Annotated in this window: 17 protein-coding genes; 8 read left to right on the top strand and 9 right to left on the bottom strand. The window is 41.1% G+C overall.

Features of this window, described 5'->3' with window-relative positions; all coding sequences use genetic code 11:
• Positions 1-3 precede the first annotated feature (3 nt).
• The 4 genes from NQT65_RS08470 to ndk form a co-directional block, all read right to left on the bottom strand.
• Entirely contained in the window at positions 4-900 is an 897-nt protein-coding gene (locus NQT65_RS08470; protein WP_256850934.1) for a RodZ domain-containing protein, read from the bottom strand.
• Positions 897-2,768: a type IV pilus biogenesis/stability protein PilW gene (pilW, locus tag NQT65_RS08465; RefSeq protein WP_256850933.1), complete on the bottom strand. Its 1,872-nt coding sequence runs from the start codon at positions 2,766-2,768 to the stop codon at positions 897-899. Before pilW ends, NQT65_RS08470 begins: the two co-directional genes overlap by 4 nt.
• A 125-nt stretch (positions 2,769-2,893) precedes the next feature.
• Positions 2,894-4,024: a dual-specificity RNA methyltransferase RlmN gene (rlmN, locus tag NQT65_RS08460; protein ID WP_004586995.1), complete on the bottom strand. Its 1,131-nt coding sequence runs from the start codon at positions 4,022-4,024 to the stop codon at positions 2,894-2,896.
• 184 nt (positions 4,025-4,208) lie between these two features.
• The gene (gene ndk / locus NQT65_RS08455; RefSeq protein ID WP_004586996.1) at positions 4,209-4,640 is read right to left on the bottom strand and encodes a nucleoside-diphosphate kinase; all 432 of its coding nucleotides are present in this window, start codon (positions 4,638-4,640) and stop codon (positions 4,209-4,211) included.
• A 217-nt stretch (positions 4,641-4,857) separates the two neighbouring features.
• Here ndk and trhP point away from each other — a divergent pair, with 217 nt between their 5' ends.
• The 4 genes from trhP to NQT65_RS08435 all read left to right on the top strand — a co-directional run bounded on the left by trhP (position 4,858) and on the right by NQT65_RS08435 (position 11,368).
• Positions 4,858-6,249, top strand: coding sequence for a prephenate-dependent tRNA uridine(34) hydroxylase TrhP (gene trhP / locus NQT65_RS08450; protein WP_256850932.1), 1,392 nt, complete (start codon positions 4,858-4,860; stop codon positions 6,247-6,249).
• Between the two features lie 8 nt (positions 6,250-6,257).
• Positions 6,258-6,512 (top strand): YfhL family 4Fe-4S dicluster ferredoxin, encoded by a 255-nt coding sequence (locus NQT65_RS08445; RefSeq protein ID WP_256850931.1) that lies wholly within the window; start codon positions 6,258-6,260, stop codon positions 6,510-6,512.
• Positions 6,513-6,644: 132 nt separating this feature from the next.
• A complete protein-coding gene (locus NQT65_RS08440) occupies positions 6,645-7,970 on the top strand; it encodes a methyl-accepting chemotaxis protein (RefSeq protein WP_004586999.1) in 1,326 nt (441 codons plus the stop codon).
• A gap of 470 nt (positions 7,971-8,440) precedes the next feature.
• Positions 8,441-11,368, top strand: coding sequence for a TonB-dependent receptor (locus tag NQT65_RS08435; protein ID WP_256850930.1), 2,928 nt, complete (start codon positions 8,441-8,443; stop codon positions 11,366-11,368).
• Positions 11,369-11,413: 45 nt separating this feature from the next.
• Here the strand turns inward: NQT65_RS08435 and NQT65_RS08430 are convergent, their stop codons facing one another.
• Positions 11,414-13,708, bottom strand: a complete 2,295-nt coding sequence (locus NQT65_RS08430; RefSeq protein ID WP_256850929.1) for a hypothetical protein — start codon at positions 13,706-13,708, stop codon at positions 11,414-11,416.
• Positions 13,709-14,205: 497 nt separating this feature from the next.
• Between NQT65_RS08430 and NQT65_RS08425 the strand changes: the two genes are divergently transcribed.
• Complete coding sequence (locus NQT65_RS08425; RefSeq protein ID WP_055255594.1) at positions 14,206-14,841, top strand: methyltransferase family protein; 636 nt, start codon at positions 14,206-14,208, stop codon at positions 14,839-14,841.
• A gap of 1 nt (position 14,842) precedes the next feature.
• Here the strand turns inward: NQT65_RS08425 and NQT65_RS08420 are convergent, their stop codons facing one another.
• Genes NQT65_RS08420 through NQT65_RS08410 form a run of 3 tightly spaced genes read right to left on the bottom strand, consistent with a single transcriptional unit; the run spans position 14,843 to position 19,482 of the window.
• Positions 14,843-16,876 (bottom strand): putative bifunctional diguanylate cyclase/phosphodiesterase, encoded by a 2,034-nt coding sequence (locus tag NQT65_RS08420; RefSeq protein ID WP_256850928.1) that lies wholly within the window; start codon positions 16,874-16,876, stop codon positions 14,843-14,845.
• Between the two features lie 3 nt (positions 16,877-16,879).
• Positions 16,880-17,413, bottom strand: coding sequence for a YfiR family protein (locus NQT65_RS08415; protein ID WP_256850927.1), 534 nt, complete (start codon positions 17,411-17,413; stop codon positions 16,880-16,882).
• A gap of 8 nt (positions 17,414-17,421) precedes the next feature.
• The gene (locus NQT65_RS08410) at positions 17,422-19,482 is read right to left on the bottom strand and encodes a TonB-dependent receptor plug domain-containing protein (RefSeq protein WP_256850926.1); all 2,061 of its coding nucleotides are present in this window, start codon (positions 19,480-19,482) and stop codon (positions 17,422-17,424) included.
• 427 nt (positions 19,483-19,909) lie between these two features.
• On the opposite strand from NQT65_RS08410, the gene NQT65_RS08405 reads away from it, so the two are divergent.
• The 3 genes from NQT65_RS08405 (at position 19,910) to NQT65_RS08395 (ending at position 22,558) form a co-directional block, all read left to right on the top strand.
• Positions 19,910-20,926, top strand: a complete 1,017-nt coding sequence (locus NQT65_RS08405) for a Kelch repeat-containing protein (RefSeq protein WP_256850925.1) — start codon at positions 19,910-19,912, stop codon at positions 20,924-20,926.
• The gene (locus tag NQT65_RS08400; protein ID WP_054981658.1) at positions 20,923-21,639 is read left to right on the top strand and encodes an SIR2 family NAD-dependent protein deacylase; all 717 of its coding nucleotides are present in this window, start codon (positions 20,923-20,925) and stop codon (positions 21,637-21,639) included. Before NQT65_RS08405 ends, NQT65_RS08400 begins: the two co-directional genes overlap by 4 nt.
• 121 nt (positions 21,640-21,760) lie before the next feature.
• The gene (locus tag NQT65_RS08395; RefSeq protein ID WP_256850924.1) at positions 21,761-22,558 is read left to right on the top strand and encodes a response regulator; all 798 of its coding nucleotides are present in this window, start codon (positions 21,761-21,763) and stop codon (positions 22,556-22,558) included.
• Between the two features lie 59 nt (positions 22,559-22,617).
• Here NQT65_RS08395 and NQT65_RS08390 read toward each other — a convergent pair whose 3' ends face one another.
• A complete protein-coding gene (locus NQT65_RS08390; protein ID WP_024032917.1) occupies positions 22,618-23,220 on the bottom strand; it encodes a LysE/ArgO family amino acid transporter in 603 nt (200 codons plus the stop codon).
• Positions 23,221-23,245 lie beyond the last annotated feature (25 nt).

Raw genomic sequence — 23,245 nt, 5'->3', positions numbered from 1 at the left:
CGACTACTCTGCTAATGGTAATTTAAATTTGGCTAAACGATTTTTAGGATAACCAGAAATATCAACTGGTTCGCCGTTTAGAGAAACACTAACTACGTCGTGCTTACCCAGCACAACTGAAAAAGGCGGGGTGCCGCTTACAGCCATTTTATAGCCTGCTTTTTTTACGCCAAATGCTATGCGCTCACCTTCGCCATCGTGTATTTCTACCCAGCTCTCATCGTTAAACACCATGTTAATTGTACTGGTGTTACTTTGCGTGTCGGGCTCGTTAGTGGCTGTTTGGGTGCTAGCGGCAATAGGCGCCGTGGCATTAACGGCTTCACTTAAGGGGACTTGTTCAGCACTTAAAGGCATTACAGCCGGTGTGCGCTCAACGGCCTGTGTTGCTTGCATTTGCGAGGGGTTCTCGCTTTCGTTATTTAGCGCGTTGTTATTTTGCTGGTTATCTAAAATTGAATTTTCAATATTGATAGTGCTTGTTTGCTCATCGATAGGCGTAGCATTTTGCCAAAACCATAAGGCAGATGAGCCAATAACAATGGCTAAAATAATGTAGCTCACCAGCATTAGGCGGCTGTCGTGGGCTTCTTTTTCTGTGCGGCGCGAAAAGCTTTGCATGTTAGCCGGCTTTGTAGGCTCGGGCGGTGCAGGCAATTTGGCTAATATAGGGGCGCTATCGACGTGTAGTTCACGGCAATAGTTTTTAATGTAGCCTTTTACAAAGGTAATAGGGCCTAACGTTTGGTACTGATCGCTTTCTAAGCGTTGCAGCTGAGAAATAGAAAGCTTGAGTGGGCTAGTAAGTGACTCTAAGCTTACATTCGCTTGCTCTCTGTGCGCTTTTAATAGTTGCCCAACACTTGGCTCATCGCTTTGTTGCGTAGTTTCTTCTGTCATAATAGGTACGAATTTGGATCCACTAGTAATAGTCTGTGCCCAGGTGTAAGTTCTATATCTGGGCTTAATTTATTCCATCGCATTAATTCATCAATTAATACATGCCGCTGGGTAGCTATGTCGTAAAGGGTATCGCCAGCTTTAATCTCGTAATAAATATTAGGATCGTTTAAATAAATTTTACTTCCGTTGATAACACGATCCGACTCCTTTAGACCATTCCACTGCAGGAGTTTTTGTAGTTTAACATTGTATCGCACTGAAATGCTAAATAGGTTTTCACCAAACTCAATAATATGAAAAGGCACCTTTAAAGGGGGTACTTTTGGATTAAGCATGGGAGGCTCTTGTTTTACACTTGGTTGGTAGTTTTTTAGTGTAATGTCGTTACTGTCGCTGTATGGGTTATTACTAAATACCGCACTGTCTTTTTTAGCCTCATAAAATACTACCGAATTATTTAAGCTCGTATTTTGTGTGCCATTTGCAGCAGGGCGTGTATTTTGTGGGGTGTTAAAGTTAGCTTGTTTTGGCGCACCAAATGAAATTATTTTTACTTCGTCATCATCTTGGGCTGCTTGTTTAGCGACGGCTTTTGGCGGCTCAGCTGTGGGAGTAGACGTTTGTTGCGTTTGGTGATCCGTTGTTAAAGCCAAAAGCACCGCTGCGGTATCTGTTTTAGACTCTGCAGGCGCAGATGTTGTAGTTGTAGTTGCTACTTGGGCAGTATTTGTTACGGTTGGAGCCGCTGCCGCAGCTGGCACTACTGCTTTTGTTGTTGTAACTACTTCAGCCTGCGTTGGTTGAGCCGCTGGCGTGAAAGTGGCAGCGTCATCATTTTGCTCAGCTACGGTTTTTTGTTTGTTTGCTGCGGCAATGGTTGCCTGTGCTTTTGCCGTCTCATTTAATACTGGGCTTGAAGGCTCAACCCCTGGAGAAATTAAGCTGGTCGAATTATCGGTAGTTGGGCGCTTTTTTCGGATAATTTTAATTTTTGGTTGCTCAACACTGATTTGCTCTTCGCCATACTGCTCTTGAAGCTCTTCGAGCTGCGCTTTACGGTATTTTTCGCGCAGTATTTCAAACTCAGTTTGTTTAGTACGATTATCGCGAATAGCATAGGCTTGCTTACTTGTTGGGTAAGTTTGCATTATGGTGGCGGCAATTTTTTCTGCTTCTTCTATTCTGCCCATGCGCTGCTTAATTAAATAACCAAGCAATAAAGCCCGTGCAGACACTCGGCCGGTGTCGTCATGACGCTTTAATACTTCGCTGGCTTTATGTAAATCGCTTTTAGCATAAAAAAGGGCGGCTAAGCTTATTAGGGTCGATGTACGTTGCGAGCTGTGATTAAGTGCTTGTTTAAAGTAACTCTCTGCATTTTCAAAGTCGTTAAATTCTATGGCACATAAGGCAAGGTTTTCGTAGCTTTCGGCAACGCGAATATAGCTTGGAATATCAATTGCTTTTAAAAACTGATCGGTCGCGCGGTCATACTCTTCAATACTACATAAAAACACACCGTAGTTATTAAGCGTGTTCGGATCGTCAGGCTTAATTGCTAATGCTTTTTGATAGGCTTTATCGGCACGCTCTTTTTCGCCTACTTGTTGGTAATAATAAGCAAGAGAGTAATGTACTTCAGGTAGATTTGGGGCAAATTCTATAGCTCGCTCAAGGTTATACTTTGCTTGCGAGTTGTTGCCAGTTTCTAAGTATTGTAAAGCGAGGGCGATACGTGTGCGTGCTGCGCCTGCATTATTGATTTTGTTTTCGACGACGGGTTTGTCACTGCCGTTATAACTACTTTCACTTACGCATCCTGTAAGGGCAAGTGTTGAAAGTGTTAAAGCAAGTAAAGATCGCATTACCTTGTCTCTGTTTTTCTATCCATAACGCCTATCTTACCTAAAACCCTTAGTGTTGCATCATTTATTTAAAAATAAACAACTTAACCACCCTGCACAGGAATATACGCAGGGTGGTTACAGGCTTATGCTTGCTGGATATTTACGCTAATTGCGTTATCGTCGCGCATTTTCTTTTTCGCCATACGTTTAGTACGGTCAACAACATCGCCGGCTAATTGCCCACAGGCGGCGTCAATATCGTCACCACGAGTACGACGAACAATACACGTAATCCCCGCAGCTTGTAAAACCTTAGAAAAACGGTCAATACGGCTGTTGCTAGAGCGTGTGTATTCGTTACCCGGGAACGGGTTAAACGGAATAAGGTTAACTTTAGAAGGTGTACCTTTAAGCGTTTTAACCAGCTCATGTGCTTGGTCGGTGCTGTCGTTAACGCCATTTAGCATAACGTATTCAATGGTCACGTCTTTATTTGCTTTAGAGCCATCGATATAACGACGACACGCGGCTAAAAATTCTTCAATTGGGTACTTTTTATTAATTGGTACAAGTACGTCACGCAATGCGTTATCGGGTGCGTGAAGAGAAATAGCAAGTGCTACGTCTATTTTTTCTTTTAATAAATCAAGGGCAGGTACAACCCCTGAGGTACTTAATGTTACGCGGCGCTTAGATAAGCCAAAGCCCCAGTCGTCCATCATAAGTTCCATTGCCGGCACTACGTTTTTAATATTAAGTAGAGGCTCGCCCATACCCATCATTACTACGTTGGTAACTGGGCGTTTTTCGCTATTGCCATCAAGGCCTATGTCTTTAGCTACACGCCAAACTTGGCCAATAATTTCAGACACTTTAAGGTTACGGTTAAAGCCTTGTTGCGCAGTTGAACAAAACGTACACTCAAGGGCACAACCCACTTGCGAAGATACACACAAGGTGGCGCGGTCTTTTTCTGGTATCCATACAGCTTCAACTTCTTGGCCGCCATCAAGCACTAATGCGTACTTAATTGTGCCGTCGCTTGCTTGCTGGCGAACAGAGATTTCTGGCGCAACAATTTCGCATTCGTTTTTAAGCTTTTCTTTAAGCTTTTTATTAACGTTGCTCATGTCGTCAAAGTTATCAACGCCAAAATGATAAATCCATTTCATCACCTGGTCGCCACGAAATGGCTTTTCACCGAATGATACAAATAGCTCGCGCATTGCATCTCGGTTTAAATCTAATAAGTTAATCTTTTTTTGCTCGGTCATGAAACAACCTCAATCGGTGACGGTGGAGATAAAATTTACAAGGGCGAATTGTACACAATTCACCCACTTTAATCATTAAGTAAAATATCAAAAATGCACTTAAGGATACTTTACGTAATGACTAAAAAAGGGCTCGAAAGCCCTTTTCTTACTTTGCATTACAGCGTTAACTGTAAAACTCGAATTAACGAGTACGTGGGCAAAGCTCTTCGTCAGCGAAGAAGTACGCGATTTCGCGAGCAGCAGATTCAACAGCGTCAGAACCGTGAACAGCGTTTTCGTCGATGCTATCAGCGTAGTCTGCACGTAAAGTACCTGCTAGTGCTTCAGCTGGGTTAGTAGCACCCATGATTTCGCGGTTTTTAAGAACAGCGTTTTCGCCTTCAAGAACGGTAACCATTACTGGACCAGATGTCATGAAAGATACTAAAGCACCGAAGAAAGGACGCTCGCTGTGCTCTGCGTAGAAACCTTCAGCTTTCTCTTTTGAAAGGTGAACCATTTTAGCTGCAACGATTTTAAGACCCGCAGTTTCGAAACGGTTGTAGATTGCGCCGATGTGGTTTTTTGCTACTGCATCAGGTTTTACGATTGAGAAAGTACGCTCTAAAGCCATCTTTATGCTCCAATAATTTTTAAATAAAAGTGTGAATATTTACGGGCGCGAATTATACGCGTTTTAATTGAAAAAACCTAATTTTATTAAAAACCAGTTTGGTTGCAGTTTTATGATCTTGATCAAAAGCACATTGTTTGGCGCATTTATAATGCCGCGCTTGTAAATTAATTAATCATGTAACTGACTTGTACTCGGTTAGCTGTACGGAGCGCATATGCCAGCTGTTTCTTCTGTAACTTCTTTTATTCCCGAACTGTTATGCCCTGCGGGGAGTTTAAAAAATATGCGCTACGCCTTTGCATATGGAGCCGATGCCGTTTACGCCGGCCAGCCTCGCTACAGTTTGCGGGTACGTAATAATGAGTTTGATTTAGAGACATTACAAATAGGGATTAATGAAGCCCATGCGCAAAATAAAAAGTTTTATGTGGTTTCAAATATTGCTCCGCATAACGCAAAGGTTAAATCGTATTTACGTGATATAGAACCAGTGATTGCTATGGGACCCGATGCGCTGATTATGTCAGATCCTGGATTAATTATGCTGGTACGAGAAAAGTGGCCAGCCATGCCTATTCACCTATCGGTGCAAGCAAATGCGGTTAATTATGCAAGTGTTCAGTTTTGGGCAAAACAAGGTATTGAGCGAGTTATTTTATCGCGCGAGCTCTCGCTTGAAGAAATAAAAGAAATACGCACGCTATGCCCAAATACTGAGCTTGAGGTGTTTGTACATGGCGCTTTATGTATGGCGTATTCAGGGCGCTGTTTACTCTCGGGTTATATAAATAAGCGCGACCCTAACCAAGGCACCTGCACGAATGCCTGCCGCTGGAATTACGATGTAAAACCGGGCGTTGAAAACGAAACGGGCGACATGGTGCATAAAATTGACCCTAACCAAGTTATACCAAGTCTCGGTGAAGGTGCGCCAACAAATAATATTTACATGCTTGAAGAGCAAGGGCGCCCAGGGGAGTATATGCCAGCCTTTGAGGATGAACACGGCACCTACATTATGAACTCAAAAGATTTACGCGCCGTGCAATATGTTGAGCAGCTTACAAAAATGGGCGTACATAGTCTAAAAATAGAAGGGCGGACAAAATCGTTTTATTACGTAGCGCGCACCGCGCAAGTATACCGTAAAGCCATAGATGATGCGGCATCGGGTAAACCATTCGATACTCACTTATTTAAAACACTCGAAAACTTAGCGCATAGAGGCTACACCGAAGGCTTTTTAAAGCGCCATGCCCATCAAGATTATCAAAACTACGAATTCGGTCACTCGGTCTCTACTAAACAGCAATTTGTTGGGGAAGTAATAGGGCGCCATGCTGATGGTTTAGTTGAAATAGAGGTAAAAAATAAATTCTGCGTTGGGCATTCTTTAGAGCTTATGACACCACAAGGGAACATTACTTTTGAGCTTGAATATATGCAAAACAAAAAGGGCGAAAGTATTAGTGATGCGAAAGGCTCTGGGCATATTGTGAAAATCTCATTAGATGAGAGCATTAATTTAGAGCACGCAATATTAATGCGCAATTTAGATGAGCACCAAGATACCCGCAACCCCTATAAAAAAGTAGCAAGTGAGTAAGCGCTAGCATGGCTCTACTTATAAATAACAAGTGCATTAACTGTGATGTATGTGTAGATGAGTGCCCCAACAGCGCGATTTTTATGGGGTCAAAAACTTATCAAATAGACCCAGATAAGTGCACTGAATGTGTGGGGCATTACGATAAACCAACGTGTGCCATAGTGTGCCCCATTAATTGCATTAAAAGCGATCCTTTAAATAGGGAGTCACTTGAGCAGCTCGCACAAAAGTATGTAAACCTAGTTGAAAGTGAAGGCTGAGCACATAAAAAGGAACATATGCTTAAAAATTTAGCAAAAAATTAGCTTAAACTACTTATTAATTATCGCGTTATCATTAATACCTCCTATACTGGAAGTAACTTGATTTAGTGTTTTTTGGTAGGGAAGTTAATGTTTTTTTCAAAAGGTAAGCAAAACGAAATAGCCGCTTTAAAAGCCCAGTTGTACCCTTTAGAGCAAGTGTGGGAAGGGCTTTACAAAGAAATGCTGGTACTTAATGTACTTTATGATGGGCGAATTTCGCATGCTAACGATAACTTTTTAAACGCATTAGGTTATAACGAAGATAATTTAACAAATAATCAGCTAGGCGATTTTATTGCTGATCAGTCGCGGCTATCACCTGAATACGCAGAACTTGAAAAAGCATTCCAAAAAGAAGGCCACTGGAGTGGGGCTATTGAATTTGTTCGCCAAGATGGCAATGCAGAGTGGCTAAGATTAATTGTGCACCCTGTGGTGGGCGAGCAAAATCAGTTATTGTATTTTTCGGTGTTTGGCACCGTACTTACTAAAACCATTACAACCTCTCGAGAACAAAGCGACACAATAAAAGCGATTTATCGCTCTATGGCTGTGATTGAATTTGATTTACAGGGGCATGTGTTGACGGCAAACGATCAGTTTTTGTCAGCCATGGGGTACAATGAATCAGAAATAATTGGCCAGCATCACCGGGTGTTTTGTGAAACCGAAGAAGCTAATTCGGCTGAATACCAACAGTTTTGGAGCAAGCTTAGGCAAGGCCAATTTATTGCCGACAGGTTTAAACGCATAGATAAATATGGCAATGTAATTTGGTTAGAAGCCACCTACAACCCTATATCGAATGATGCGGATCAGCTTTATAAAGTAATGAAATTTGCCACCGTAATTACTGAGCAAGTAAACCGTGAAATTGCTATTTCGCAAGCAGCCGAAATAGCCTATGGCACCTCTACAGAAACAGATAAAACCGCAGAGCGTGGCAGCTGCGTATTACAAGAAACCGTATCTGTTATGAACGAGCTGGCTGTAAACATGGAGCAAGCAGCTAACGAAATTTCGGCGCTGGATCAACAATCTCAACAAATAGCCAGCATAGTACAAAGCATAAGTAGTATTGCCGAGCAAACCAACTTACTTGCACTCAATGCTGCAATAGAGGCTGCGCGTGCAGGAGAGCAAGGGCGCGGGTTTGCTGTGGTTGCTGATGAAGTAAGGCATTTAGCGTCAAGAACATCAAAAGCAACAGAAGAAATTGTGGAAGTGGTGCAGCGTAATCAGTCACAAACCCAAAGTACGGTAGCGGTTATTGAGCAAGGCAAAGAAAAAGCAGAGCAAGGTTTAGCGCTTTCTAAAGAGTCGGGTGAGGTTATGGCAGAAATTCAAGATGGAGCCCAAAAAGTGGTAAATGCGGTGGGCCAATTTACCAGCCAATTAAACTCTAATAACTGATTGAGTAAATACGTTTAAACAACAAGCATAAAATAAAACCGCGAAAGCGGTTTTTTGCTTTAACAAGAATGCGTACTGGCACATATTAAGTAATTTGAACTGTGGGTAATATACCTACCTCTGGCTAGAGAAAATAAATTTAACTATCACTGTAATTTAATTTGTTAGTAAGTCTCTTAACCGGAGTTTAGGTTAAGTAAAGCGGCGGGTAATATTTTTATTAAAAGGGGTTATTTCCACTTTAGCTAGCATTAAATAGCTTAAAAACGGGCGCATAAACCCTAGTTAAGTTAAATAGTAAGGTGTGAGTCATTTTTTAACCACAGTTGAGACTAAATTAAGCCAGGCGTTAACAATACATTAAGTTTCGCCATGTAAACTTTGCAGCAATTTGCCATTACGTACTGCAATACGCTAATGGATCACTGATTTGCTTAGCCTAAGCAATGTAAATGGAATAGCTGTAAAAAATGATTAATTGCCTACGTCATTACCCTTTATCTAAAGTATATAAATCTTTATTTTGCGCATCACTTATTACCTCAAGCCCATTTAGCTTAGCTGATGATGCTGCCTCACAAAACGCTAAAACTCTGCTTAAAAAAAATATGGAAGTAATTGAGGTACGGGGTATACGCTCAAGCATGGCTGAGAACTTAGATGTTAAGCGTATGTCTGGCTCTGTGGTGGATGCAATTACAGCCGAAGATATTGGCAAATTTCCTGATAAAAATGTAGCGGATTCGTTGCAGCGAGTACCTGGCGTTGTTATTGAACGCGATGGCGGAGAAGGGGCATCGGTGAGTATTCGTGGTTTATCATCTGAGCTCACATTTACTCAGCTTAATGGCAATTTTATAGCCTCATCACCTGGGGAGCCTTCACGCTCGTTCGATTACACTTTACTGCCCTCTGCCATGATAGAAAGCGTAGAAGTGTATAAATCGCCAGAAGCGCGTTTAGATGAAGGCGGCGTGGGCGGCACAGTATTAATGCATAGCCGCAAGCCTTTAAGCATGGAGGCAAACTCAGGTGTATTTAACGTTGAATCTACTTACGCCGATGTGACAAAAGAGTACGAGCCGCAATTTAGTGGCTTATATTCGTGGAAAAATGACGACGACACCTTTGGCGTATTACTAGGTTATACCTATCAAGAGCGTACTAATCGCACTTTAACAGGCAGCACCGATGCAAATGTATGGCGTTACACGGGTGACGGTCAACCTACTGATATTAATGGTAATGCCGTTGATAACAATAACGGGTGGGATACGATAAGTGATGCCAGCGGTAATCGTTATGATGGCGTGTGGTTTCCGCAAGTTGTACGTGGCTCTGTGCTTAATGAAAAACGTGAGCGTGAAGGTATTCAATTTAGTACACAATGGCGCCCGACTAATCGCTTAGAGCTAGGGTTTAACTACTTTGGTTTTACACTCGGGCAAGACAGAACCGAATCAGTCATTGATATCCCCGAGTGGTCACTCAATCCTGATTTTTTAACCGCAGTAAACTTGGATGAAACAGGCACTATTGCAACGGGTATGCAATACAATGCCAGTGCTAGCGGTGTTGAAAACGATATGCAATTTCCGTGGATGCGTGGCAGTTATGTACGAGAAGAGTCTACCTCCGATACTATCGATTTTAATTTAACCTACGAAGGCGATAGCTTTAAAGCCCGCTTTGTTATTGGTAACACTCAATCTGAGGGCGGCCCTGAAGAAAGCTGGGAAGCCGCATATAAAAGCTCAAACGCCGGTGAAAACGAAACCGTTATTCAAAACGCATCGCAAAGCGCAGCGTGGTCTTTAAATGAAAATAATGTATCGCTGAGTATTGATCCCAACACATTAGCTAACTTGCAAAGTGGCTTGGGCGGTGGGCGTGATGCGGGTTCGTCAAATTCAAGCTTTGTACGCAGCGAGCTCGAAGAGAATTATTATCAAGCCGACATCGACATTTATGTTGATTGGGGATTTTTAAAAACGATTAGAACCGGGGCTAAATATCGCCATGCCAACTTACACCGCGAGACCGGTAATACGTTTTTTTTAGATCCTAACTTTGATATTGCTGCAGGTGAGGCGAGTGAGCAAGGTATAACGCAATTTGATAGCTACCAATGGAATGGCGGTATGCCACTTGCCGAGGATGTGTTTATTAATCAAACCAATATAGTTGGCGGGTTTAATATAAACCAAATGCCCAGCATAGATTGGGATAAATACCGAGATTTAGTAACCGACAACTACACGCCTTATACCCGCATAGAAGATAACTTTGTATACGATATTGAAGAAAAAATATCAGCGTTTTACATTCAAGGCGATTTTGAATTTAGTGAAGTAAGAGGTAATTTAGGTGTGCGCGTAGTACAAACTAAAACATTAACCTCTTCTACCGATTTATATACTTATCAACTTGATCACACCAATGATGAAACAGGCGAGCCGGTAACTGGCGATGCACGTTTTGTAGAAGACTATCAGTTGGTTACACAAAAAAACACCGATACACAAATTCTACCAAGCTTTAACATAGCGTGGGATGCCACCGACGATTTAGTAATTAGAGGCGCTATTGCTAAAGTGATGGCGCGACCAGATTACAGCGATTTAGGCTCGCAGCAGCGTATTACGTTTGTATCAAATGAATGGGCAGAAGACAGAGCGGCATTCAACGAGCTTGCAGGCTTTAGTGGCAGTGGCGGTAATAAAAATTTAAAACCTTTTGAATCAGTGCAGGCCGATTTATCTATTGAATATTATTACGCCGAGGGCTCTGCATTGGGGTTAGCGCTGTTTCATAAAAAGGTTGATAACTTTGTTGTGCCGCTGGTAATAGATATGCAGCAAGATTTTGCAGGCAAAGAAAATATAGTAGAAAGCGGTGTAATTACCGTTGCGCCATACAGCACAGTGGGTAACGGCACCGATGCGGTATCAAAAGGGGCTGAAGTATTTATTCAACATGCATTTGCAGGTGGTTTTGGTTTTTATGCTAATTACACCTATAACAAAACCAATAAAGCCGATGTAAGTGTAAATGGTGAAGAATTTGGCCAATCGCCATTAATTGGAAGCGCTAAATACCAGTACAACACCTCTGCTTATTACGAAGGCGAGTACTTTACTCTTCGCGCGTCGTATAATAAACGCGGCGAAACAGTACTTGGCTTAAATAGTGGTTTAAATGTATACCAAGACCCTTATGAGCAAGTTGATGTAAATGCCGCCATTAATATATCTGATGGCTTAAGTTTAACAGCCTCTGTTATTAACTTAACTAAATCGGAAACTGTTACGCGTTTAGGTAATGATAGCGATGCGCGTTTATTAAGTTCAAGTTACTCAGGTAGGCGCTACTACGCGGGTATAAATTATAGTTTTTAAAGGAGCAACCTAAGCCCGTTATACTAGGCTTAGGTTGCCATTTTGCTATTCATTAATAGAACTATTGTCGGCAAAAAAAGATCTGATTGGGCGCAGTATATTATCTAGCGTTTTAGAAAAATTACTCTGCTCAATAGTAACGCTCGAAGACCATGCCTCAGGCATGTTAAGGGCTCCAACAGCTTTCACCATGCAGCGAATTTCGTCTCCAACAAATTCATTGGTCAATTCGAAGGTGTTTTTTACCGTGTACGTTAGTGGGTAACCACTTGCAAACCAGTAATAGCGAACATCTTTAACGCCTTGAATGTTTGCTTGGCATTCAACAGTGTTTCCTGCAAGGGCATCCCCGACGATCTTTGGTCTCGCTAGAAATGGCTCTGGGAGCTTTTCGATTTCTGAGGTTTTTTGTAAAACCTCAATAAAATCAATGTTAAAGTTTTCTTGCTCTGTTGTTGGGTTACCATTATGTGATTTTAGAGCATAGTCTAATTGTATATCTAGCCTTTGTAAGTAAGTTGCAGGGGTGGGGACACGCCCAACTTCTACCCACTTTTCATTACCTGAGTCATCACTAATAGTAACATTGATATACGTCATGTCAGTATCAACAATAAACTCCCAAGTGTGGTATTTGCCATCCCAAAACTCCATTCCACCTTCAATATTACTTTTTTGCTCTGTTAATTCCCCCCAATAAGCTTTGTAACTTTTATAACTTGAGGATTGTTTGGCAAAAATATTTTTTACAGCAGTATAATGATAATGTGAAGACAAGCCATTTAACCACTGACCATTAAGGCCGTCGAGCTCAAACCAGTCGACTTCAATACGGTTAGCAGTTCGCCAAAATAAAAAGTCAGGGTTGTACGACCAAAAAGCTGGGAATAACCCACCTGGTAAGTCACTTTGGGCTACTTTGGGAAGCATATACCGTATCCTAAATACTTTCGGCCCGCTCCAAGTGTAACCATGACCCAGATCATTTACACTGTAAAAAGCACTCCCTCTCCAACGATCATTTTTTTTAATGAGCGCTAACGTTTGGATTTTGTCATCACTATCGTGAGGATAAGCGTTGTAGGTACCATTAGGAGCAATGAGCTGAGCGCTCGCACCGACTGCAGGGTTAAAACCTGGGGCAGCCCATAGGTCGGCCTCGCCACTGGCACTATGTTTTACTCTATCATGGCGAAAGTCATCATAAAATACTCTCTCAAACCCCTCAGGCACGACTCTTTCTTTACCACTATTTACCCGAACCTGTGAAGGGCTAATTGATTTACCCCATTCAGTCCATTCCTGTTCATCGTGGATATATCTATAAGGAAAATCTTCTTTATCCATAACCGGGCGAGTATCTTTGTACGGGTGGTCGTTTGGTAAATCAATTGGACTTAATTGGCTATTAGTCGAATCAGCGAGTGCAGCTGAGCGATGTGCAGCCCACCCTGTCATTTTACGAACCATTGCTTCTGAAGGCTCAGTTAAGCCAAAAACTAAAGTGTCGTAAGCCCAAGCCATATTTCCGGTGCTCTTATCTCCAAGGTAGGAACTCGGCTCATATAGCCATTGTCCAGAAAATCGATCTGGTTGCTCAGTGTCAGTAGATAACGATACACCATTTACAGAAGCAAATAGCTGTCCATATCGTATCCCTGTTACAACCACGTTCCATGTTTTACCGTCTGCGATAACTTCATTTTTGGTTGTAATAATACGCTTATCGAGCCCAAAGCTATTTAATCCAACGTATTGAATATTCAACCCATTTGATTTGTCATACCAAATTTTGGGCGATGATTTATTCGATCCATTACCTTGATTTATATCTACAAGAGTTGTTTTTTCATCGTTGCCTGTCTCGGCATCAATTCTAAATACAAAAATACACCATCTATAATTCCACCTAGCATCACGCTGGCCAGGAACTGCAAAGTAGCTTCCCGTATTTTCTAAAAATTCAATCCCTTTTTTTGCGTCCGTTTTAACAGGCTGCAAAGCGTCTGTAGTTTGAGTTGCATTGGCAATAATTGTGCCCCGGGAAGAATGTTTGGGTAATTTACCTACTTGAGCATCCTCCTGAAAATACGCAGTCATAAGCCACTCTGGGAAAAGGTTTAGCGCCCAGGGTACTTTTTTCTCACTTGAAATTGCGCGCTCAGGAATGCGCATAGATAAGGGTAAACGCCCTTGAGTTTGTTCTAAAATAGTAACTTTTGAGTCATTATCAACATCATAGTTACCTTCAAGTTCGGGGTATTCATTAGCTAAAAAATTTAATAGCTGGTAGCGCTCTTGGTCACTGTATAAACCATCATTATTAGGGTCAAGGTTCATTTGGGTGCTTAGCGAGTTAAAGCTGAATATTAAACAGCAACTTAATACTAGAACTAATTTCTTTTTTGGTTTCATAAGTAAATTTCCATATAAATTTAATTATCTAAATACTTAATGAGCTCACAAAAAGTTGTAAGCTTATTATAGAAAAATTTAATATTTACAGAATCAGGGTACGCTCTTTTGAAAATTTTGAGGCGCTTAGCTATGGAGGAGAGAGCAGCTGATTAATTACTCTCTTGCTATAAACTCTAGCGCAGGTATTTTGATAAATCTATTTATTTAATTGGCTTTAAAAAAAGCTTCATATAAAAATAAAGAGAAATTAAACATTTTTTGCGAATCCATAGTATTAAATAGCAATTTATTGAGTTTGACGAATTACATGAGCTACTTCATTTTATTTAAACTTTATTCACTGCTCGTATAGGGGTTGTTTCTTAATTACATGAATACTAATATGGTTTAATATTTGATGGATAAAAAGTTATTGGTTAATGAGTTACCAACCGTTTATAGATGATTCTGCTTCACTAATCGAATTTACGCGTGTGTATTTAGCGCTTTTTTATACGTTTGTGGCGGGGTTTTACACCGTTAGAATTATTTATAAAAATCGTTCAACGCCTGCGGGTGTTATTTTTCCTGGCGCTAAGTTTTGTACTAGCTGGTGGAATCATATGGCGTTTAAGTTTTTTAGAGCTGCTATATGGTTTGTGTGTGTGCTGCGTGTGTTTGTGCCTGCCACCGATAACTACTTAGGTATGTTTTATACCTTAAATGGGTGGCCGGGTGTTATGTTTGGCAATATTATGCTCACGGCGGGCTTTGTGCTCAGTATGGTTGTTCATTTTCATATGGCGTCACTTTGGCGCTCGGGTATAGACCCAAATGGGCCTCAAACGCTTAAAACTACCGGGTTATATAGTTTTTCGCGCAACCCTATGTATGTTGGTGTGGCAACTGCTCAGTTGGGGTTCTTTTTAGCATTACCAAGCTTATTTAGCTTAATTTGCCTTGCTGTGGGCCTATATGCGCTTTATAAACAAATAGCCGTTGAAGAAGCGCATTTAGTCACGCGTTTTAATAATGACTACCTAAAATATAAGCAAACTGTACCGCGCTGGTTGTAGGTTATTCAACGGTTGCTTTTATTTGCAAATGGCTATTTATAAAATCTTGCTTTGAAAGCGGTTTAGAATATAAGTAGCCTTGAATGTAATCACAGCCCAACGCGATTAATTGTGCTTGTTGGGTTGGGGTTTCTACCCCTTCTGCGACCACTTCTACCCCTAAGTTATACGCCATAGTAATTATGGCTTTAATTAGCGCTATACTGCTGCTATTAGCTTCAATATTTTGTATAAACGATTGATCTATTTTAAGTATATCAATGTCTAACTGCTGCAAGTACGCAAGCGATGAGTACCCAACACCAAAATCATCAATGGCAATGTCTATATCAAGCGCATTAAGGCGTTTTAAATGGTGCTGTATAGCATTATCTGGGTCCATTAAGCTATTTTCGGTTATCTCAATTAATATAGTATGAGGTGGTAAATTATAAAGTTTGCACGCCTCTACCCATTGGGTAACCCAAACACCGTCGCGATCAATTTCTAAAGGTGAGGTATTTACACTAATTTGCACCGGTGTATAGCTTAGTTTATTAAACTGCACCGCATCGCGAACAGCTTGCGATTTAACCCATTCGCCTAGCTCTTTTATCAAGCCATTTTGCTCTGCTATATCGATAAACTCAACAGGGCCAATAATGCCTCGCTCTGGGTGGTTCCAACGGATCAGCGCTTCTGCTTTTTTTAGCGTACGTGAATGGGGGTCCCATATTGGCTGATAGTAAAGTTCAAATTGGTTGTTATTTAAGCCAATGCGTATTTCTTCTATAAGGCGGCGCTTTTCAATCGCCAGTTCTTCCATTTCGTATGAGAAAAACTCAAACCTGTTTCGGCCCTTACTTTTTGACAAATACATCGCTTGGTCGGCTCGTTTAACTAAGGTTTCGACCGATATGCCGTCATGCGGAAAAAACGCCACGCCTATACTCGCGGTTACCTGCACATGTTCGTTTTTTATGGTTATCGTTCGGGTCAGGCTTTTCATTACATCGTGTGCAATGTGCGAAACCGCTGTTGTATCGCTTATTCCTTTTAGTATTAGGGTAAACTCATCACCGCCTAAGCGCGCCACTATGTCTTGCTGTTTTAAGCAGCGGCGAAGTCGCTTAGCCACTTCGTGAAGTAATAAATCACCAAAGTCGTGGCCTAAGCTATCGTTTACTTCTTTAAAGCCGTCTAAATCAATAAATACCAAAGAAAATGGTTGTTCAGGTGTGCTTACAAGCTGTTGCAGGTGCTCATAAAAATAACGGCGGTTAGGTAGGTCGGTTAAGCCATCTTGATAGGCATATTGATGCAGCTGAACATTGGCATTTTCGAGCTCTTTTGTTCTGCGTTTTACTTGGTTTTCTAGCAGGTTATCGCGCTGTTCTATAGTTTGCAGCATGGTATTAAAGCAGCTAGTTAGTTTACCCACTTCATCTTTTGAAAGCTCTTTTGCACGTAAGCTATAGTCGTTAGATGAGGTAATTTGCTCTGCTGTTTGTGCTAAATATAAAATGGGGTTTAAAAAACGTTTTCTGAGCATTAGCGATACAAGCAAACTTAAAATAAAGCTAAAAATCATTAATACAATAATAAACCGGCCATAAAAAGCGGCTCTGTCGTTTAGGTCACTGTCGTCGGCGCGCACAATCAGCGTACCGTAGCGTTGAGCGTCAATTGTTAATGCTGTTTTTACTTCTATTGTATGCGGGGCTGAGCTTTCTTGGCTGTATTTAGGCGAGGTCACGCTTGCAATTTGTTGGCTCAAATTGTTTATCACTTCTACCGATACAATATCGGAGCGCATTAATAACGGCTCAATCAGCTCTTTTATTGCGGCGGTGTCGTAAAATATTAAAGCAGTACTAATATTGGGGGCTAATATTTGCGAGAGTGATTTTAGGCTTTGTGTTTGTTCTTGTTTTGCTGTTTTTAGCTCATACGCGCTAAAAACAGCAGTAACGCTAGCCGTAGAAATAAGCGCAACGCTCATTAAAATAAACAGCAGCTTTTTACTCATTGAGTTGAGTGAGAAGTAGTTTTTCATTATTTACCCCTCAACTACACGTGCTAGGCGCAGCACTTTTGAGCTCATAGTAATGCCTGCTTTTTTTAGCTTGCTTGGAGCAACTTCAAAGCGCACCTTACTACTTGAAAGGAAAAATCGAATATGTCCCTGGGCGGCTATAAAGCCATCGGTTTCGCCAACTATCATTGTATTTTTTAAATTAAGCGCGGGGTGGGCATCTAACCACATGTTATAAGTATTATCGGTAATAAATACTATATCACAGCTCTCAAGTGCAGTTGCTTCAAGGGGTGTTAGTTTATTTCGTAAGTGGCGGTTATGTACTTTTCTGTTTTCTAGGGCGGCATTTGCTATTGCTATAAATTGGCTGTCGGGGCTACAAATTAAAAAGTCGGAGCCGTTTTCGGGTGCAGATTGCCATTGCCCTAAGCGGGCAAAGTTATATAAAAAGCCTGCTTTAAGCACATATTCTTTTTGCACCGCAAACGCGCTCGAGCTTGTACAAAGCGCAAGGCAAAAAAATAGGTAAAGCAATCGATTTAAAGGCTTAAGCATTGGCTCTCTTAAAATGTTGCACTAACAGAAAACGTTACACATTCGTCTATGTAATTAGGAACCGTAAATGTTTCGCGAGTATTGGCGTACTCTATGTGTGAGCCTGCAAATAAATTTTTGCCTGATACTGCTGTGGCCCAGTTATTGTTTATTTTCCAGTTCCATGTAAGGTCTACAGCGGTGTAGTTATCTGTATTGTAAGTATTTGAGTTTTCGGCTCTTAGCGTGGCAAAAATAGAATGCTGCTCACTTAATTGGTAATTCAGTTTAGTAAATAATTGTCTGTTTACTGAGTCGTAGCCAATAGTAGGGCGTGTTGCATTAGGTAAGTCGTAATCTATTTTTGTATAGCTGTAGCCAACTTCGCTGCTTAAGTTGTCCATTAGTTGCATCGAGAACAATAAATCACCGCCGGTTGTGGTGGTTTCACCTACCGAAACAAAGTCGTAATCTAAGCTTGTTGTTTGAAGCGCCGCAAATGCTTGTGACACTTCCCCGGCTAAGTAAAAGTTTAATGCAGGTATAAATTGTTCTACATGAGGGTTTAAGCTAATTACGGCCACATCATCCGCTTGCGTATTAAATGCAGAAACATCTAAAGACCACTCCGCCTTTGATATACGGTAGCCTAGCTCGTACGAGATATAATTTTCGGCTTTTACTTTATCGTTACCATTTAAAAATGTAGCTATATGGTATTGATCTATTTCAGCAATACCCGACTGCATGCCAATAACGTCTGAGATTTTTTGGCCATTTACTCTAAAGTTATCGTTAAATTCAATTAGTGTAGGAATACGTACGCTTCGTGAAATTGAACCCCATGCTAGGTGCTCGCTATTTGGCTGATAGGTAAAGCGGGCAAGGGGTTGATTTTCCCAACCGGTTAAATCGTTATGCTCTATTTTTGTGCCTACAATGAGGTTTAACGTATCTGGAATAACACTGTATTGCGCTTGCAGCATGGAACCGTATTGATGAAGGTCTTCTAGGTCTTTATCGCTATTAATAAAAATGCTGTCTTGAAAAGAAATATCATTAAATCGATAATTAAGCCCCCAATCTACCTGGAGTGCACCGGTAATAAAGTTCATTTGATAATCAACGTCAATCGATTCAAAATCTTCATTTATATAGGGTTGTTCACCATGTTGTTTAAGCCACGACATTTGCAGCATTTGGTTTGCATTATCTGAAAGGCGATGCTCAATACGGGTCATTAATCGCGTATCGCGCCTATCTGCAATAGTTGGAAACTGCTGACTGCGGTTAGACGCATCTACTACCCCAGTAAGGTTTTGGCCGTGCTCTGTGTGGGTATGATCCCCTTGTAGGAGGATTGACCACTCATCGCTTGGCGTAAAATCAGCTCTAAAGCCGCCAGCGTGCTGTTTAGTAAAGTCATTAGGTTTAATGCGGCTGCCTTTTTTAGAAGGGGCGGTATTTTTAGTATTATAGTAGCCCCTGTAACTACCAATATCAGAAATATCACCACCATGGCGAAGGCTTATGTCGGCATTTATTTGATTACCTGTAATTGCTTTAGCGTAAGTGTTGCGTGTATCTAAGCTATTTTTAGTAATGATATTGATCACGCCGTTATTTGCGTTATTACCCCATAACAACCCGCCCTGACCACGAATAACCTCAATGCGTTCAATATCGTATAAAGGCACATGCAACGACTCCCAATACACAGCCGCAAATTTGGGGGTATATAGGCTTTGCCCATCTATCATTACTAATAATTTGCTGGAATACCTTGAAGCAACACCGCGTGCAGAAATAGCCCATTGATTGTTATCAAGTTGTCTTACGGTAAGGCCTGGCACCATTTTTAATGCCTCAGGAATAGAGGTAGCGCCCGAACTTGTAATTTGCTCTTTGCTTAGCACATAAATAGAAGAGGCGGTGTTAAAGGCCGATTGTGCTCGTTTCATTGCAGAAGTTGCTTGAACATCCATTCCCATTAACGCGTCAAGGTCTAAGTCATCGTCGTTTAATGGTTCTGCAGCAAGTATTGGTGAGGCAATAATTAGTGAGCACAATAGCTTTTTAGGTATTTTCACCTAGGTTTCTCCACAGGGATCAAAAATCAAAAACAGGATATATTTTTGTAAAACATTTGTTACCACAAAATATTAGCATACTTTATATTGCTAAAAGTACACTTTATTAGGCTAACTCGCATAAATTACTAAGTAGTAAGGGTGTTTTAAAATTTAACGCTAAATTATTAAAGTTTTGTAGTTTTTAAATAAAATTAACAAATAAAGCTACAAAATCAAGTAATAAGGCAGTCTACATTAGGCGCTGCTTGTAAATTCGCTTATCTCATTTAGCTCGCTGGCTACGCCATTAATTATTAGATGGTATGTAAAACGCAGCACACCTAAACACATGCATTAATAAGGTAAATTACTTATAGTTAGCTGGTTCATACAGGTAAAATAATTTACCCTAAGTGTATTAGTCACTTTTATATTATTTGTTTTTATGAGCCTTCTTTTTTCTATTGCGTTAGCAAGCCTTCCTGCTTTACCCGAACCCGTTGCAAACAATGCCGTAGCTAAGGTTACTGTTGAAAACCAACGCTATTTTTTGAGTTTTATGGGGCTAGGTAAAAACAAACAACACACAGATGTACACAATAAGGTATTTTCACTAAAACTGGGCGACAGCGCATGGCAGCAACAAGCGAGTGTGCCTTCAAGTTTGCCATTAAAGGGGCGCTTAGCCAGTACTGCTGTTGGCTTAGGTGAATACGCTTATATATTTGGTGGCTACACCGTAGATAGCGATCATACTGAAATTTCAAGCCCCGATGTGTACCGTTTCGATATAAAAAACAATACGTATAAACACCTTGCAAGCATGCCAGTACCAGTTGATGACAGCGTAGCGATTAGCTACAAAGAGCGTTACATATACCTTATTAGCGGCTGGCATAACGATGGCAACGTAAATTTAGTACAAGTTTACGATACTAAAAACAATACATGGCAGCAGGCGTCGCCTTTTTTAGGTGAGCCAGTATTTGGCCAAGCGGCTGCTATTAGTGGTAATACCATTGTTATTTGCGATGGCGTTAAAACCCAAGCAAATTCAGATTCTCGCCGCTCGTTTGCAGGTGTTGCTCAGTGTTTAAAAGGCACAATAAATGCCAACAATCCGCTAAAAATAGATTGGCGTACTTTGCCCCACCCTACGGGGGAGTCGCATTACCGTATGGCTGCTACTAGCTACAATAACAATATTTACATGATTGGCGGCTCTAATAACCCCTATAACTACAACGGGATTGGTTACAATAAACAGCCCGCCCCGGCGAGCAACCATGTGTGGCGTTTTAATATAAAGCAAAACACGTGGCAGGTATTACCTAATGTAGCTGTTGGCAGTATGGATCACCGTGGCCTACTTGAGCACAATGGTTTTTTATATCGTATTGGCGGTATGAACAACCAACAACAAGTAATAAACGATGTACTAGGGTACGAGGTAGCACAGTGAATACACTTTATATTACCGGTGCAGGGGTAAGTGCTGCTAGTGGCATACCTACATTTAGAGGCGAAGATGGCTTTTGGACTATAGGCAGTAAAAACTATACGCCTATGGAAATGGCCACGCGTGCTATGTATCAAAACAATCCGCGCGAGTTTTTAGCTTGGTATTACAATCGTTTTGCAGCCTATCGTAACCATGGCCCGAATGAAGTACACCATTGGCTGAGCGATAAAAACTTAATAACCCAAAATATAGATGGTCTTGATGGCAAAGCCGGTAATAAAAATTACATTGCTATACACGGCAGGCTCGATCAAATGACGTTATTTCATGAGCAAGGCGAAGCCGTTAAACCGCTTATGACTCCGTGGGATAGTGTAGATGAAAGCCGCCTGCATGAGTCTCTTTTTGAGCTATTTAATATTCAAAACCAAACACCTGAGCTTAATCATTCGTTTAAGCCTTTTGTGTTGTTGTTCGATGAATTTTACACTGAGCTTTACAGAATAACCGAAGCACAACAGCGTATGCTCAACGCCGATAAAATTGTATTTATGGGCACCTCGTTTAGTGTAAATATCACCCAAATGGCATTAGAAGTAGCCCGTAATTACGACATACCTGTAGAAGTGGTAGACCCTAACCCTGTTCACATAATGCACAGCAATGTAACGTACAAAAAAATGAATGCATTAGAATACATCCAATCTAATTAGAAAGTGCTATATTTTGAAGAGATTGCTAATGTTTTCTTAAATATTACAATCTCTTTATATAATATTAACGAGTCAACAATGTTATTATTATCCTTATTATAACAATACTAAAGAGACTTGAATGAGCGACCTAACTGCAATAGCAAACTTATCCATTTTACTTGTAGAGCCTTCAGAGGTTCAGCAAAAAATAATAATAAAATCGCTTGCAGAAAGTGGTGTTAAACAAGTAGAAACTGCGGCTACTCAAGCGCAGGTTTTATCGTTACTTGAGAGTTACCACCCAGACCTAGTAATAAGCTCGATGTACTTATCAGACGGCACCGCCGACTCATTATTGCAAAAAATAAGACTTAACCCCGCCACTGAACATCAACCTTTTATGCTTATATCGAGCGAGCGTAATAAAAAGTACCTTGAGCAACTACGCCAATCCGGTGTGTTGGCTATTTTACCTAAACCTTTTAGCGCAAAAGCCATTACTCGCGCACTCAAAGCAACTCTCGATATAATAAGCGAAGAAGAAGTAGAGCTTGATCATTTTGATGTAACGCTACTTCGCGTACTTGTAGTAGACGACAGCCGCTTTGCTCGTAAACACATAATACGCGTACTTGCTGGCATGGGGATCCCCGAACCCGTAGAAGCCAAAAACGGAAAAGAAGCCATAGCGCACCTTAGTGAGCAGTCGTTCGATTTAATCGTTACCGATTACAACATGCCAGAAATGGATGGTCGCGAACTAACCGAAACTGTACGTGGCTCAAATGCTTACTCGCATATTCCTATTTTAATGGTGAGCTCAGAGGCAAACGACACTCACCTAGCTAATATTGCGCAAGCAGGAGTAGATGCTATTTGTGATAAACCGTTTGAACCGGCCACAGTGCGAGAATTACTTTATAAAATAATGTCTTAGTCTTTTAAAAAACGGCTAACAACAGCGGTAATTAAATACATAACTACCGCTGTTTTGGCTTATTGGCTTGGCACGTTATATAACTGAAACGCCACAAAACATAAAATAACCGCAATACAGCTATCAAATACGCGCCATCTAAATGGGGAGCTTAAAACCTTTTTTAATTTTGGCGCAAACAACACTAAGCTACTAAACCAAATAACAGAGGCCACACAAGCACCAATAGCAAAGTGCATAGGCGCGGGTTGTAATGCGCCAATGCTGCCAAGCAGCAATACGGTGTCTAAATAAACATGTGGATTTAGTAAGCTTATAGCAAAGGCCGCAAGGGCCGTTTTCCACCAGCTCACTTTTATTACCTGAGTTACTTTTAACCCCGATGTGCCTTTAATTGCACTGCGCGCAGAGCCAAATGCTAAGTAAAGTAACATAGCTATACCGCCCCACGTTAACCACGGTAATAACCCCGGCAGCCATAGCTTTAACTCATTAGCGGCAAATACACCTACAATAATTAGCGTGGCGTCGCAAAGTATACAAACCGCAGCTAAAACAAAACGGTTAGCGCCCGCCATACATTGGCTTAAAATCCAAATATTTTGCGCCCCAATGGCAATAATTAAACTCAGCCCCAGCATCACACCCGACAAAAACGACATACTTCAAATCCACTCAAATAAAACC

This window comes from Pseudoalteromonas agarivorans, assembly GCF_024518735.1.
GTDB lineage: Bacteria > Pseudomonadota > Gammaproteobacteria > Enterobacterales > Alteromonadaceae > Pseudoalteromonas > Pseudoalteromonas atlantica.
The sequence above is the reverse complement of the archived record's forward strand: the minus strand, read 5'-3'. Positions and strand labels throughout refer to the sequence as shown.